Origin of the sequence: Haemophilus haemolyticus (genome assembly GCF_003490935.1) — a bacterium.
GTDB lineage: Bacteria > Pseudomonadota > Gammaproteobacteria > Enterobacterales > Pasteurellaceae > Haemophilus > Haemophilus haemolyticus_M.
The window spans coordinates 178,741-193,661 of sequence record NZ_QQGD01000002.1 but is presented as its reverse complement, the minus strand read 5'-3'; the positions used below and the strand labels follow the sequence as shown (position 1 = coordinate 193,661).

Annotated in this window: 15 protein-coding genes and 1 tRNA gene; 15 read left to right on the top strand and 1 reads right to left on the bottom strand. The window is 39.5% G+C overall.

The window, feature by feature from the left end:
* Nucleotides 1–57 precede the first annotated feature (57 nt).
* From DV417_RS03255 to DV417_RS03190, 14 genes are all read left to right on the top strand, one after another.
* Nucleotides 58–318 carry a hypothetical protein gene (locus DV417_RS03255; protein WP_005628150.1) on the top strand — a complete coding sequence of 87 codons (261 nt, stop codon included), beginning with the start codon at nucleotides 58–60 and terminating at the stop codon, nucleotides 316–318.
* A gap of 4 nt (nucleotides 319–322) precedes the next feature.
* The gene (locus tag DV417_RS03250; protein WP_118781762.1) at nucleotides 323–760 is read left to right on the top strand and encodes a hypothetical protein; all 438 of its coding nucleotides are present in this window, start codon (nucleotides 323–325) and stop codon (nucleotides 758–760) included.
* A gap of 17 nt (nucleotides 761–777) precedes the next feature.
* Nucleotides 778–2,043, top strand: coding sequence for a histidine-type phosphatase (locus tag DV417_RS03245; RefSeq protein WP_118878548.1), 1,266 nt, complete (start codon nucleotides 778–780; stop codon nucleotides 2,041–2,043).
* 5 nt (nucleotides 2,044–2,048) lie between these two features.
* Nucleotides 2,049–2,414: an endonuclease domain-containing protein gene (locus DV417_RS03240; RefSeq protein ID WP_049364812.1), complete on the top strand. Its 366-nt coding sequence runs from the start codon at nucleotides 2,049–2,051 to the stop codon at nucleotides 2,412–2,414.
* A gap of 418 nt (nucleotides 2,415–2,832) precedes the next feature.
* Nucleotides 2,833–3,303: an OsmC family protein gene (locus DV417_RS03235; RefSeq protein ID WP_118878547.1), complete on the top strand. Its 471-nt coding sequence runs from the start codon at nucleotides 2,833–2,835 to the stop codon at nucleotides 3,301–3,303.
* A gap of 46 nt (nucleotides 3,304–3,349) precedes the next feature.
* On the top strand, nucleotides 3,350–5,416 hold the full coding sequence (gene glyS / locus DV417_RS03230; protein ID WP_118878546.1) for a glycine--tRNA ligase subunit beta: 2,067 nt from the start codon (nucleotides 3,350–3,352) through the stop codon (nucleotides 5,414–5,416).
* 57 nt (nucleotides 5,417–5,473) lie between these two features.
* Nucleotides 5,474–6,235 (top strand): glycosyltransferase family 25 protein, encoded by a 762-nt coding sequence (locus DV417_RS09405; RefSeq protein WP_192878535.1) that lies wholly within the window; start codon nucleotides 5,474–5,476, stop codon nucleotides 6,233–6,235.
* Nucleotides 6,236–6,382: 147 nt separating this feature from the next.
* A tRNA-Ile gene (locus DV417_RS03220) sits at nucleotides 6,383–6,459 on the top strand.
* Nucleotides 6,460–6,697: 238 nt separating this feature from the next.
* Nucleotides 6,698–6,877 (top strand): integrase arm-type DNA-binding domain-containing protein, encoded by a 180-nt coding sequence (locus DV417_RS09600; RefSeq protein ID WP_338121159.1) that lies wholly within the window; start codon nucleotides 6,698–6,700, stop codon nucleotides 6,875–6,877.
* A 245-nt stretch (nucleotides 6,878–7,122) separates the two neighbouring features.
* Entirely contained in the window at nucleotides 7,123–9,354 is a 2,232-nt protein-coding gene (relA, locus tag DV417_RS03210) for a GTP diphosphokinase (protein ID WP_118878545.1), read from the top strand.
* 14 nt (nucleotides 9,355–9,368) lie between these two features.
* Entirely contained in the window at nucleotides 9,369–9,725 is a 357-nt protein-coding gene (locus DV417_RS03205) for a diacylglycerol kinase (protein WP_005627042.1), read from the top strand.
* A gap of 82 nt (nucleotides 9,726–9,807) precedes the next feature.
* On the top strand, nucleotides 9,808–10,401 hold the full coding sequence (gene mog / locus DV417_RS03200; RefSeq protein ID WP_118878544.1) for a molybdopterin adenylyltransferase: 594 nt from the start codon (nucleotides 9,808–9,810) through the stop codon (nucleotides 10,399–10,401).
* A gap of 1 nt (nucleotide 10,402) precedes the next feature.
* Nucleotides 10,403–10,741 carry a nitrogen regulatory protein P-II gene (glnB, locus tag DV417_RS03195; protein WP_005627040.1) on the top strand — a complete coding sequence of 113 codons (339 nt, stop codon included), beginning with the start codon at nucleotides 10,403–10,405 and terminating at the stop codon, nucleotides 10,739–10,741.
* The gene (locus tag DV417_RS03190; protein WP_118878543.1) at nucleotides 10,741–11,787 is read left to right on the top strand and encodes an AI-2E family transporter; all 1,047 of its coding nucleotides are present in this window, start codon (nucleotides 10,741–10,743) and stop codon (nucleotides 11,785–11,787) included. Before glnB ends, DV417_RS03190 begins: the two co-directional genes overlap by 1 nt.
* Nucleotides 11,788–11,830: 43 nt before the next feature.
* Here DV417_RS03190 and priA read toward each other — a convergent pair whose 3' ends face one another.
* On the bottom strand, nucleotides 11,831–14,023 hold the full coding sequence (gene priA, locus DV417_RS03185) for a primosomal protein N' (protein WP_118878542.1): 2,193 nt from the start codon (nucleotides 14,021–14,023) through the stop codon (nucleotides 11,831–11,833).
* A gap of 84 nt (nucleotides 14,024–14,107) precedes the next feature.
* On the opposite strand from priA, the gene trmB reads away from it, so the two are divergent.
* Nucleotides 14,108–14,848: a tRNA (guanosine(46)-N7)-methyltransferase TrmB gene (gene trmB, locus DV417_RS03180; protein ID WP_118878541.1), complete on the top strand. Its 741-nt coding sequence runs from the start codon at nucleotides 14,108–14,110 to the stop codon at nucleotides 14,846–14,848.
* Nucleotides 14,849–14,921 lie beyond the last annotated feature (73 nt).

Sequence of the window (14,921 nt, the reverse complement as noted above, 5' to 3'; positions counted from 1 at the left end):
GCTTAAAGGTAATTCAAAAAAGTGCGGTGAAATTTGACCGCACTTTAGGAGAGAAAAATGAGCAAACCCATTCTTTATTATGCGGCAGATTGCCCTGATACTGCGCCATTTGTGGCAGAGTTAAAACGCTTGGGCGTGGATTATGAGTCAGTGGAAGTACTATCTTCCATCCCGAATTTGAAACAATGGTTACGCTTGCGTGATCGTCACGCCGCATTTGATGATGCAAAAGCACAAGGCTATGCGGGCTTTCCGGCGTTATTGTTAGATGACGACCGTGTTATTTTGGATGAATCCAAATTAAAAGAGATTTTTTAAAGTAATGAAGAAAGTCGGGTTTTGGCAATTTTTATTTAAAATTGGCGATGATTATTTAATGTTTTTACGTAACTTAACGCCAGCAGTGTTATTTTTATCACTGGCATTATTTATGTTTTCTGAGCTGGATTGGCGGCATTGGGAGTGGGGTAATCTGCTTGTGCTATTTTTATGCCTCGCTTCCGGATTTATTGCGCTTAGTGTAATGGCAATTAATACCGTCTTTTTTGTACGTAAGATGCTGAAAACCTTAAGAACACTGAGTGGAGAGAGCGAACTTGATGAAAATATTGGTACGCTCGCATTATTTAAAATGCTCTGGCTGGAAAGCAACAGTAAACAGTTAATCTTTTTTGCGGTAGTCAATATTGTTGCGGTATTTATGGTGTTAGTTTACGGCACCAAATATGCATTGAATTTTTATAGCTCAATTCAACATTAAATGATTAAGTCTCGAATATGAAAAAAATAACCCTAAAATTCACCGCACTTTTGCTTGGCTCTGCTTTAGCAACTAGCGTGTTGGCAACAGAAAATGGTCAAAATTCCTCAAGTTCTGATTATGAATTAGAGAAAGTATTGATTTTCAGCCGACATGGATTGCGTTCGCCAGTGGAAAAAGATCCGCAAGAAATGGCGAAATATTCCCCTTATGAATGGGCAAAATGGAATGTACCATCTGGCTACCTCACGGCAAAAGGGACGGTGCTAGAAACCTATTTCGGGCAGTATTTAGGTCAATGGCTGGCAGATAAAGGGTTATTAACAATAGAACGTTGTGCATCGGGCGAAGGCATTTTCGCTTATGCGAATGGAGTGCAACGGACTATTGCTACAGGTCAGGCGATTGTTTCAGGTGCATTTGCGGGCTGTAATGTTCAACTGCAACATCACGGTAAAATTGGTTCAGAAAAAGATCCAATTTTTAACACGCAGGCGCATAATCCAAGTAAAGCCTTGATTGAATCTGCAAAAAATAACGTTGATTTAACCGCTTTACAGCAAAAATTAGCGCCAAATTATGCGCTATTGAGTGAAATCATCGATTATAAAAATTCACCAAACTGCTTGCAAAAAGGCGAGTGCGATTTAGGTGGAAAAGTCGGTGAATACAGTATTAAAGACGGCAAGTCGGTCAAAATTACGGGTTCTATCAGCACTGGAAAGAAAATTGTCAGTGCATTATTACTCGCACATTATGTGGGCAAGCCTGATTCAGAAATCGCAAACGGTCGTGTGGATAGCCAAGAAAAATGGCGTGCAATTAACGAAATTAAAAACGAATATTACCGCACTTTATTTAAAAACAACGAAGCGTTGGCACAAAATGCCTCATATCCGTTGTTAGCATTTATTCAGCAACAGCTAAATAGTGAAAATAAAATTAACTTATTGGTTGGACACGATTCTAATATTGTCGCTCTGCTGGCAGCACTAGGTGTTGAGCCTTATGAATTGAATGATTCATTGGAAAATATCCCAATCGGTGGCAAGTTACTATTTGAAGTGTGGAAGCACAAACCCAGTGGTAAGCTCAAATTTAAGTTAGATTATGTTTATCAAACCACTGAACAGCTAATTAACATCAAGCCATTAAGTTTAGCGACACCACCAAACCAAACAGCATTAACCCTCAAAGGCTGTAAAACAGATGAAAATGGCTTTTGTGATTATGAGCAGTTTCAAAAGGTGTTGAGTGAAGGGATTGAGAACGGTAAGAAATAGCGTTCATGCAACCCTATGAAAAATACTTAAAAGAGAATTCGCAAAAATTGCGAGTGGATCAAACGGATGCTGAAAGAAAGCTATGGCAACGCATCAATCGAGATCAATTATTAGGATTTCGATTTAATCGACAAAAGCCACTTTTAAGTTATATCGTTGATTTTTATTGTGCAAAAGCAAAGCTGATTATTGAATTAGATGGTAGTCAGCACTATGAGCCTGATTATCAGGAAAAAGACGCATTGCGAGATGCAGAATTAAATTCACTTGGTTTTACGGTAATGCGATTTAGCAATGATGAAGTCATGCGTGAAATTGAAGCGGTAGTAGAGCAGATTTATTTGTTTTTAGAGAATGTAAGGGCGGATTGAGTATGAGGTTGGATTAATTTCTGCCAAATCTCCCCTACCCCTCTTTGCTAAAGAGGGGAATTCTTGAGTAAATTGACAGTAGCAGGCTATTTATATTTTAGAATATAAGGGATTATTGAGTATGAGGTTGGATTAACCTCTGCTAAATCTCTCCTCCCCCTCTTTGCTAAAGAGGGGGGAATTCTTGAGTAAATTGATAGTAACTGGCTCATTCACATTTTAATTTCAATAGCGATTAAATTATCTGCTTTCAAAAAACGTTAAAGTAGAACATAAATATTTAATTCTCCAAAGATCCAATCCCCTCTTTAGCAAAGAGGGGTAGGGGAGATTTGGCAGAAGTGAAAACGAAGAAAATAATCAAATAAGACATGAATTTCTTAATTTACATACGCTATAAGAGATAACGGAAAATATAATGAAGCAACATACTTATCAAACTACCGTAGAATGGGTTGGAAATTCAGGACGAGGCACTTCTTCTTATACCGCGTATGAGCGGGATTTTATTGCCTCAGCATCGAATAAACCTAATATTTTAGGTTCTGCTGATCCAGCTTTTCGTGGTGATAAAACACGTTGGAATCCAGAAGATATGTTATTAGCCTCCATTTCTGCCTGTCATAAATTGTGGTATTTACATTTTTGTGCCGTTAATAACATTATTGTGCAAGAATACCGTGATGAGGCTATCGCAATTATGGATGAAGGCAGTTCTGAGCATGCAGGACGCTTCATTTCGGCAACATTAAATCCTCGTGTGAGAATTTCAAGCGAGTCGGATGCCGTTAAGGCATTGGCATTACATGAAAATGCGCATCAGGCGTGTTTTATCGCAAATTCACTTAATTTTCCGGTGAAATGTGAAGCCATTATTGAAAAAGATTAAATTAAAATAAAATGGTGCCAAATCGCACCTTATCAGAGAAAACAAAATGACAACCCAAAACTTCCTAGTAGAAATCGGCACGGAAGAGCTGCCACCTAAAGCTCTCAAAACATTAGCGACCTCTTTTGCGGATAACGTTGAGGCGGAATTGAACCAAGCAGGTTTAACCTTTGATAAAATCGAATGGTTTGCGGCGCCTCGTCGTTTGGCGGTGAAAGTGTTGAACTTAGCCACACAACAACCAAGCAAAGAAATCGAAAAACGCGGTCCTGCCGTGTCAGCCGCCTTTGATGCTGAAGGTAAACCGACCAAAGCGGCTGAAGGCTGGGCGCGTGGTTGTGGGATTACTGTTGAGCAAACAGAACGGATTGCGACTGATAAAGGCGAATGGCTTGTTCATCGTGCAAAAATTGAAGGTCAGCCGACTAAAAATCTACTTAACGGCGTTGTAGCTAATGCGTTGGCGAAATTGCCAATTCCAAAACCAATGCGTTGGGCAGATAAAACCGTGCAATTTATCCGTCCAGTTCACACTGTGACCATGTTGTTAGGTGATGAGTTAATCGAAGGCGAAATTTTAGGTGTGGCAAGTGCTCGCACCATTCGCGGACACCGTTTCTTAGGCGAGAAAGAATTTGAAATTCAACATGCAGACCAATATCCGCAATTATTGCGTGAAAAAGGTTCTGTAGTGGCTAATTTCAACGAGCGTAAAGCAGAAATTTTGGCAAAATCTCAAGCAAAAGCGACCGCACTTGGCGGCGTGGCTGACATTGAAGAAAGCTTACTTGAAGAAGTGACTTCATTGGTGGAATATCCAAATGTTTTAGCGGCAAAATTCGAAGAACACTTCTTAGCAGTGCCTGCGGAAGCCTTGGTTTACACCATGAAAGGCGATCAAAAATACTTCCCAATTTATGACAAAGACGGCAAATTATTACCGCACTTTATTTTTGTCTCGAACATCAACCCAGAAGATCCAACCGCGATTATTGAAGGGAACGAAAAAGTGGTTCGTCCACGTTTAACCGATGCGGAATTCTTCTTCAAAACCGACTTAAAACAAAAACTCGTTGATCGTTTACCGCGTTTAGAAACCGTATTGTTCCAACAACAACTCGGTACATTGAAAGACAAAACTGACCGCATTGAGCAACTGGCAGGTGAAATTGCAAAACAAATCGGTGCAGACGAAGCGAAAGCAAAACGTGCCGGCTTACTGTCAAAATGTGACTTGATGACCAACATGGTATTCGAATTCACCGATACTCAAGGCGTAATGGGTATGCACTATGCTCGTCATGATGGTGAAGATGAAGAAGTCGCAGTTGCATTAAATGAACAATATATGCCTCGCTTTGCCGGTGATGAATTACCAAAATCACTCGTTGCAAGTGCGGTCGCTTTAGCGGATAAATTTGACACTCTAACAGGTATCTTCGGTATCGGCCAAGCGCCAAAAGGTAGCGCAGACCCATTTGCACTTCGTCGTGCGGCATTAGGTGCATTACGTATTATCGTAGAGAAAAATTTACCACTAGATTTAGAAGATTTAGTGAAAAAATCAGCCGCACTTTTCGGTGATAAACTTACCAATCAAAATGTGGTCGCCGATGTGGTGGACTTCATGCTTGGTCGTTTCCGTGCATGGTATCAAGATGAAGGCATTGCAGTGGATGTGATTCAAGCAGTATTGGCACGTCGTCCAACTCGCCCAGCTGATTTTGATGCGCGCGTGCGTGCGGTTTCACATTTCCGTACTTTAGACTCAGCAGAAGCGTTAGCAGCAGCAAACAAACGTGTAAGCAATATTTTAGCTAAAGCGGATGCTGCAATTGGCGAGATCAATTTGACCGCTTGCGTAGAACCAGCAGAAAAAGCCCTTGCTGCAGCGGTACTTGCATTACGCACTGAAGTACAACCGTTTATCGCACAAGGCGATTACACCGCAGTATTAGATAAATTAGCAAACTTACGCGCACCAGTGGACAGTTTCTTTGATAACGTGATGGTAAATGCCGAAGATCCTGCATTACGTCAAAACCGCTTAGCGATTTTAAATACGTTACAAAACTTGTTCTTACAGGTAGCAAATATTTCTGTTTTACAATAATGATTTAATGCCCAGAAATGGGCTTTTAAATTTCGATTCTAATCAAAAAAGAAAATTATGCTTGAACAAACAAACAAACAAACAAACAAACAAACAAACAAACAAACAAACAAACAAACAAACAAACAAACAAACAAACAAATAAAAGGGTACGTCATTAATTTGAATCGTTCTCCTGAACGATTAAGAAAGTTTTTTTCTCAAGCTTCAGCAAATTTATTTACGCGTATGCCCGCTGTTGATAAGAAGTTACTTGAGCTATTTGATTTAGAAATTTTTTTTAATATTGCACAGTGTGAAAGTTTACTGGGACAGAAGATAACTTCAGGCGAAATTGCTTGTACCCTTTCCCATATTGCATGTTGGAAAGCAATTGCAAATGACGATGATTTACTGGAGCGAGATTTTGCTATTATTGCTGAAGATGATGTGCTCTTAAAAGATGATTTACAATCCTCACTTCAAAAAGTGATAGATGTTTTTGAAAACGGATATTTTTTGAACCAAGAAAATGTAGATTTAATTATTTTACAAAGTTTAGCCTTTGATTGGTTTAATTTAGATGAAAATTTCTGTCCTATGTATTATGGTTATAATAATCAGGGATCAAGTTTATATTTAATACGAAAATCTCTTGCAATTGAATTAACTGAAAACTTAAAAAAAGAAAAACCTTATTGGCTAGCTGATTGGTTTGAGGTTTTTTGTGATAAAGAAAGGGTAAGAGGGGTTAAGCCTCATTTGGGTTATATTATGGGAGGACATGATGCTCCTTCTGATTTAGAGGAGGATCGTCAAAGAGCAAGGTGCAATACGTAATAATTTGAATACTTTCCATAATTAAATATTGAGTAACATTTAGAGCACTTCTTTTAATAGTGATAAAAATGGATGATTGATTTTTCATCAATCATCCATTGTTTTATAGACTCCAACCGATTATTTCTCTATAATTACCGCACTTCTCCCCCCTTAGCTCAGTCGGTTAGAGCAGGCGACTCATAATCGCTTGGTCACTGGTTCAAGTCCGGTAGGGGGGACCATTCGACTTGTCAAGTAACGTCTTTTCTGTCAAAAAACATCATAAAAACAGCATTTTATAATCAACCTTATTGTTGTTTTCATCTTTTATTGTTTGTCATTGTTCGTTTTTATTGTTCCCTTAAATGTTCCCTCTTTATGAAGGAACAAAAACGAGGGAACAGAAGAACGGTAAATTGTTATTTATTATAGGGCTTGAACAATGGCTAGAGACTTTTCAAAAAATTCACTGATTCTTATATTCATGGAATTAAACCAACTAATAAAGAGCAACTATTTTCTGATAGGGATAATCTGTATTTATTGGTTAAACCAACTGGAGCCAAAATATGGCGATTCATTTACACTCACCCAATAACCAAAAAACGCATTAAAAAATCTTTTGGAAATTATCCCATCAATTCCACTTGCTTTCGCTAGGGATAAGGCTCGTATATGGTGCGGGCTATTGGCACAAGGTATAGAATCAATCGTATTGTTATCATCTCCGCAAACCCATTTGTTTAGATTACCAACATATAAAAACTATGATTTTCAATGGGATAGATTTTATCCTCCTATTAATTCCGCAATTTAATACAAAATAACGAGGATATTCTGATAGAATAGCTACTCAAAACGGAGCGATAGGATGTCGTTTTTCACTTCACCAACAAGGGGGTGTTATGGTTGCTGTTCGTGGTTCTCATTTGTTAAATCCGCAGGATTTTGTGATTGAACAATGGTGCGCTGGCTTAAAACTGGCAGAACAAACAGAAAAAAGTTTGATCGATGCGTGGTATTACGCACGTGACTTAATGAGCACCCATCCCGATGAAATGAAGAATGCGACCTTGATGCTGCAATCTGGCGTGGAAATGGTAGAAATTTTGCACGAACTTAATATGGATGCCGAAACATTGCTTACTGCCATGTTATTTCCTGTGGTTGCAAATAAATTAACAGACTGGGAAAGCCTAAAAGAAAAATTTGGTGCGAAAATCACTAAATTGCTTAAAGGCGTGTTGGAAATGGATAATATTCGCCAACTCAATGCCAGTCATTCAGCTAATGCGTTACAAGTGGATAATGTTCGCCGTATGTTGTTGGCAATGGTGGACGATTTCCGCTGCGTAATCATTAAACTTGCTGAACGCATTACTTTCTTGCGTGATGCAGAGCATCGTTGTGCTGAAGAAGATAAAGTTCTTGCCGCTAAAGAATGTTCTAATATTTACGCCCCTCTTGCTAATCGTCTTGGGATTGGTCAGCTGAAGTGGGAGTTAGAAGATTACTGCTTCCGTTATCTCCATCCAGAACAATATCGCGCTATTGCTAAATTATTACAGGAACGTCGTCTTGATCGTGAACATTACATTGCTGATTTCGTTAGCGAGTTGAGTGGCTATTTACGTGAAAACATCGAGCAAGTGGAAGTCTATGGTCGTCCGAAACATATTTACAGCATTTGGCGAAAAATGCAGAAAAAGCATCTTGAGTTTAGCGGTTTATATGATGTAAGAGCGGTCAGAATTATCGTGCAAAAATTACAAGATTGTTACACCGCACTTGGAATTGTTCATACTCAATTTAAACACTTACCCAAAGAATTTGACGATTATGTGGCGAACCCGAAACCGAACGGTTATCAATCTATTCATACTGTTGTTTTGGGTAAAGGCGGCAAGCCAATTGAAGTACAAATTCGCACCCAACAAATGCACGATGATGCAGAGTTGGGCGTGGCGGCTCACTGGAAATATAAAGAGGGCAATACAGGCAGTATGTCTGCCTACGAAGAAAAAATTGCGTGGTTGCGTAAATTGCTAGCTTGGCAAGATGATATTACGGATTCTGGCGAAGTGATGGCTGAGTTACGCAGTCAAGTATTTGATGATCGTGTCTATGTGTTTACGCCAAAAGGCGAAGTGGTGGATTTGCCAACGGGATCTACACCATTAGATTTTGCTTATGCAATTCATAGTGAAATTGGTCATCGCTGTATCGGGGCAAAAGTGGCAGGACGTATTGTGCCATTTACCTATCAGCTACAAATGGGTGATCAAATTGATATTATTACCCAAAAAAATCCGAATCCAAGCCGTGACTGGCTAAACCCAAATTTAGGATTTACTCACACCGCAAAATCTCGAGCCAAAATTCAGGCGTGGTTTAAAAAACAAGATCGCGATAAAAATATTCCGGCGGGTAAAGAATTACTCGATAATGAACTCGCGCGTTTAAATTTAAGTATTAAGCAAGTGGAACCTTATGCGTTACCACGCTATAACTTGAAAAATTTGGACGATCTTTATGCTGGCATTGGCAGTGGCGATATTCGTTTAAATAACTTAATCAATTTCTTGCAAAGTAAATTGATTAAAGTGACCGCTGAAGAAGCGGATCAGGAAATACTGCGCCACGTTGCTAACAAAAGTTCGGTCAATTCTCAGCAGAAATCTGAAAAGAACAATGGCTATGTAATTGTGGAAGGTGTAGGCAATCTTATGCATCATATTGCACGTTGCTGCCAACCTATTCCTGGCGATGCGATTGTTGGTTATATCACAATGGGGCGTGGTATTTCTATTCACCGAGCGGATTGTGAACAGTTCTTAGATTTGCAAGCAGCTCATCCAGAACGAGTAGTGGAATCTATTTGGGGAGAAAATTACGCAAGTGGTTTCCATATTAATATCCGTATTGTGGCAGGCGATCGCAATGGCTTATTACGTGATATTACGACGGTTCTAGCAAATGAAAAAATTAGCGTATTAGGGGTGTCAAGCCGTGCTGATACCAAAAAACAGCTTGCTACCATTGATATGGAAATTGAACTCCATAATGTTGAAAGTTTGAGTAAAATATTGGCTCGATTAGCAAAATTAGATGACGTAATTGAGGCGAAACGTTTATAAAAATAGGAAAATTTATGTATAAAACGACGGGGCTAACCCATTTAATCAACTCCACTAAATATTCATTACAAGGCTTAAAAAGTGCGTTTAAAAATGAAACAGCCTTTCGTCATGAATGTTTTTTAGCCTGCATTTTAATTCCTCTTGCGTTCTTTTTAGGCGAAACAAAAATTGAAATTATCTTGATGATTTCTTCTGTTTTGCTTGTGATGGCGTTAGAACTTTTAAACAGTGCGGTGGAAGCTGTAGTTGATCGCATTGGTACAGAACGCCACGAACTTTCAGGGCGTGCGAAAGATCAAGGTTCTGCATCGGTATTTATTGCCCTTTGTATTGTCGGTATCGTTTGGGGCGGAATTTTATTCTTCTAGCCCTTCAAAAGTGCGGTAAGTTTTTACCGCATTTTTGATTTATTCAATCACGTCAAAATCATTTATAAAAATAAGGAAAAATATGACCGCACTTTTAAAAATTGGTCTTGTGTCTGTTTCAGATCGTGCATCAGCAGGCGTGTATCAAGATCAAGGCATCCCAGAATTACAGGCTTGGTTAGAACAAGCACTTGTCGATCCTTTCTATTTGGAAACAAGATTAATCCCCGATGAGCAGCCAGTTATTGAACAAACATTAAAAGAGCTGGTGGATGAACAAGGTTGCCATTTAGTGCTGACAACTGGTGGAACAGGGCCTGTAAAACGCGATGTAACGCCAGATGCCACCCTTGCGGTAGCGGATCGAGAAATGCCGGGTTTTGGGGAACAAATGCGCCAAGTTAGTTTGCATTTTGTGCCTACCGCAATTTTATCCCGCCAAGTGGGTGTGATTCGTAAGGAAAGCCTGATTTTAAATCTTCCGGGACAGCCTAAAGCGATTAAAGAAACCTTGGAAGGTGTGAAGGATAAAGAGGGAAATGTGCTTGTAAAAGGCATTTTCAGCGCGGTGCCTTATTGTTTGCAACTGATTAACGGCTTATATATTGATACCAAACCTGAAATCATTGAAAGTTTCCGTCCTAAATCTGCAAGACGTGAAAATCTGGAGAAATAGCATGAAAAAAATCGAAGCAATGATCAAACCGTTTAAATTAGATGATGTGCGAGAAAGTCTTTCAGATATTGGTATTTCAGGTATGACAATCACGGAAGTACGTGGATTCGGTCGCCAAAAAGGTCATACAGAACTTTATCGTGGTGCAGAATATATGGTGGACTTTCTACCGAAGGTGAAATTGGAAGTGGTAGTTCCTGATGAGCTTGTGGATCAATGTATTGAAGCTATTATTGAAACGGCACAAACGGGCAAAATCGGTGACGGCAAAATTTTTGTTTATAACGTTGAGCGAGCGATCCGCATTCGCACAGGCGAAGAAAACGAGGATGCGATTTAGTGCAAAATAATTTAAATTTACACCGCACTTTGCTTGGCATTGCTTCGGTGATTATTATCTTAGCTGGCGTAAAATTGGCGGCAGAAATTGTGGTACCATTCTTACTATCGCTATTTATCGCGATAATTTGCTCACCGATGATTAAGGCGATGACGCAACGCCGAATTCCTCATTGGTTGGCCATAACCTTGCTTTTCGTCTTGATTTCTTTGGTGTTTTTCTTTTTAGTAGGGCTGATTAACAGCACTGCAAGAGAATTTACCCAATCTATTCCACAGTATAAAGTTTTGCTTTCACAACGTGTGAGTGATCTAACAGGATTGTTGCAACGTTTCAATCTGCCTTTCACGCTTTCGCGTGAAACCATCCAAGAAAATTTTGACCCAAGCATCATTATGAATTTTGTGAGCCGAGTATTGCTGAATTTCTCTGGTGTGGTGAGTAATGTGTTTGTTTTAGTGCTGGTCGTGATTTTTATGCTTGCTGAAGCGCCAACGATGAAACATAAATTTGCAATGGTGATTAGTTCAACTCCTCATGATGCAGCCAAAGAAGAACGTCATATTGATCGCGTTTTGCAAGGCGTAATTGGTTATCTCGGCATTAAAAGTATCACCAGCTTGCTTACTGGTGTTGGTATTTTTATTTTGTTGGAAGCCTGTGGGGTTCAATATGCCATTTTGTGGGCAACTTTGAGTTTCTTGCTGAATTATATTCCCAATATTGGTTCTATCATCGCGGCTATTCCGATTATTGTTCAAGCCTTATTACTGAACGGTTTTGGAATTGGCTTTGGCGTCGCAATCGGTGTTATTGCGATCAATATGGTTGTAGGTAACATTATTGAGCCTAAAATGATGGGACAACGATTAGGGCTTTCAACCTTAGTAGTATTCCTTTCATTATTGTTTTGGGGATGGTTACTTGGAACAGTGGGAATGTTACTTTCTGTTCCTTTGACGATGGCATTAAAAATTGCCTTGGAGTCCAGTCCCAATACGGCGAAATATGCCTGTCTATTGGGGGATGTCGAAGATTTTAAATAGAAATGTTTTATGTAGAAAGTGCGGTGAATTTTCACCGCATTTTTTATGATAAGTCTTGCGGATCAATATCCAAAATTAACCGCACTTGGCTGTTTCTTTCAAGTTCGGCTTGTTGATATTCTTTTAATGCTTTTTGCAACGTCATTCTTGATGGATGTTGCAATAATAACTGCCAGCGATATTGCCCCGCTTTTTTGCTGAACGGTGCAGGCATTGGGCCAAGCATTTGCAATCCCGCAATTTGCTTCGATTGAAAAAAATCTGCAACCTGGCTTAAGCAATTTTCTGCAAGCTCAGAATGTCGAGCCTGTGCTTTAAATAACGCCTGAAAAGTGAAAGGCGGTAATCCCATTGAATGGCGTAATTGTAAGGTTTCTTTTGCAAAAGCTTGGTAGCCATTCGCTAATAACGTGGTAAGCAAAGGATGATCTGGATAATGTGTTTGTAGCACGACTTCACCTTGTTTATCGGCACGCCCAGCACGTCCAGCAACCTGAATATAAAGTTGAGCTAAGCGTTCTTCTGCACGAAAATCTAGTGAAAATAATGCACTATCTACATTCACTAAGGCAACGAGAGTAACATTCGGGAAATGATGTCCTTTCGCAAGCATTTGTGTGCCAATCAAAATTTGACTTTTGCCTTGTTGAATATCTTCTAAATAACCTTCCAATTTTCCTTTACGCGAAGTGCTATCGCGGTCGATTCGAGCTACAGAATAATTAGGAAATAGCATTTTCAAGGTTTCTTCTAATTGTTCCGTTCCGAGACCTGTGGTGACTAAATGAGTCGAGCCACAATCATCACATTGTCGAGGAATAGTTTTCTGTGCACCACAATGATGACAACGCAATATATTTTGATGCTGATGATAGGTATAAGGTTTTTCACAATGAGGGCATTGTGCAATCCAACCACATTCATGGCAAAGCAATACGGGCGCAAAGCCACGACGATTTAAGAAAAGCAACACTTGATTGCCTTTTTCTAGGTGGGCTTTCATCCGTTCTAATAAGGGTTTTGATAACCCGTTTTGTATGTTTTGATTTTTCAAATCAATAACGAAATGACGAAGTGCGGTGGAATTTCCTGCTCTTTTTGATAAAACTAAATGTTGGTATTTGCCGTTTTGTACATTATTAATACTTTCTAAACTTGGTGTGGCGGAACCCATTAATACAGCAATATTTAGTTTTTGAGCCAGTACAATCGCCAAGTCTCGCGCGTGGTAACGCCAACTGTCTTGCTGTTTGTAAGATGCATCGTGTTCTTCGTCCAAAATAATTGCACCAAGATTAGAAAATTGCGTGAACAATGCCGATCTCGTGCCAATCACAATGGCACTTTGTCCCGAACGCGCACGATCCCATACATAAAGCCGTTGCGTATCGGTTAAATTAGAATGAAGAACATCAATTTCTACGTTGAAACGCGCTTTGAAACGTTGCACCGTTTGTGGTGTTAACCCGATTTCAGGCACAAGCACTAATACTTGTTTGCCCGATTTTAAAATTTCTTCAATATATTGCAGATAAATTTCTGTTTTGCCTGAACCTGTCACCCCATCGAGCAGCCATACATTGAAACCAGAATGAAAGAGCAATTGACTAAACGATAAGGCTTGCTCCTTATTTAAGGTTAAGCGATTTTCAGCATTGACAATTGGGTTATTGCCTAAGCTTTGTTGCCAGCTTAGGGGATTTGTTTGGATAGTAATTTCCTCAATAAACCCTTTGGCTTTTAAGGCTGACCAAATCGCAGAGGAAAAATCATTATTGCCTTTTTCAAGATCAGTTTCAGATAAGCATTGTAGGGCTCCAAGTTGCTTTTTAGAGCGTTTTAACAGGCCTTGTTCAAGGGCATTTTTCCCCGCATCCGTAATTCGCCAAAAAGTGCGGTCATTTTTCACCGCACTTTCGCCGTTACGTAATTTCACAGGCAAGGCTTGAAATAACACATCGCCTAATCCTGCTTGATAATAATTTGCTGCCCAATGCAGCCAATCCCAATAAATGGGCGTAAAAAGTGGTGTTAAATCCAATGGTTTAAGAATAGCTTTGAGTTTATCCTCTGGCACGTCCGATTTTGTCGGGAAATCAGCCACAATGGCGACGCGTTTTTGCGTACTAAAAGGCACAAGAACGCGCATACCGATTTGTAATAAAACATCATCGGGGACGAGATAATCAAATAAACGAGGAAGCGGCACAGCCAGTGCCACTCGGACAATTTTCATAATCAACCTTGGGAAAAAATTTGCCCTATTATACGAGAAAAACGTGTATAATCGCCGCCAATTTTTTTCACGAACAAGATTTTTATGACACAAACTTTTGCTGATCAAAAACGTAAAACCGTTGAAACCGCAGAATTTACCGAAGATGGCCGTTATAAACGCAAAGTCCGTAGCTTTGTGTTACGTACTGGTCGTTTGAGTGAATTTCAGAAAAACATGATGAATGATAACTGGGGAACACTTGGTTTAGATTATCAAACGGAACCTTTTGATTTTGCGAAGATTTATAGCAATGATAATCCAGTTGTATTAGAAATTGGCTTTGGAATGGGAAAATCGCTCGTGGATATGGCTTTTGCTAATCCCGACAAAAATTACCTAGGCATTGAAGTTCATACTCCAGGCGTTGGTGCCTGTATTGCTTATGCAGTGGAAAAAGGTGTGACGAATTTACGCGTGATTTGTCATGATGCCACGGAAATTTTACGAGACAGTATTGCAGATGGTGCACTTGGCGGTTTGCAGTTATTTTTCCCAGATCCTTGGCATAAAGCAAAGCATCATAAACGTCGTATTGTTCAAGCGCACTTTGTGGCACAAGTTGTGCAAAAATTAGGTGGAAATGGTTTTATCCATATGGCAACAGACTGGAAAAATTATGCTGAGCAAATGCTAGAAGTATTAAGCGCAAATACCGATTTAGTGAACACCTCGAAAAATGGTGATTATATTCCAAGACCAGATTTTAGACCTTTAACTAAATTTGAAGCCAGAGGCCACAGACTTGGTCATGGTGTTTGGGATTTATACTTTGTGAAGAAATAAGCCTATTTTGGGCAAATTAACTTTTGGGTGAAGATTGATGTTGGGGAAATCCGATGCCAAATTCACGAATTTA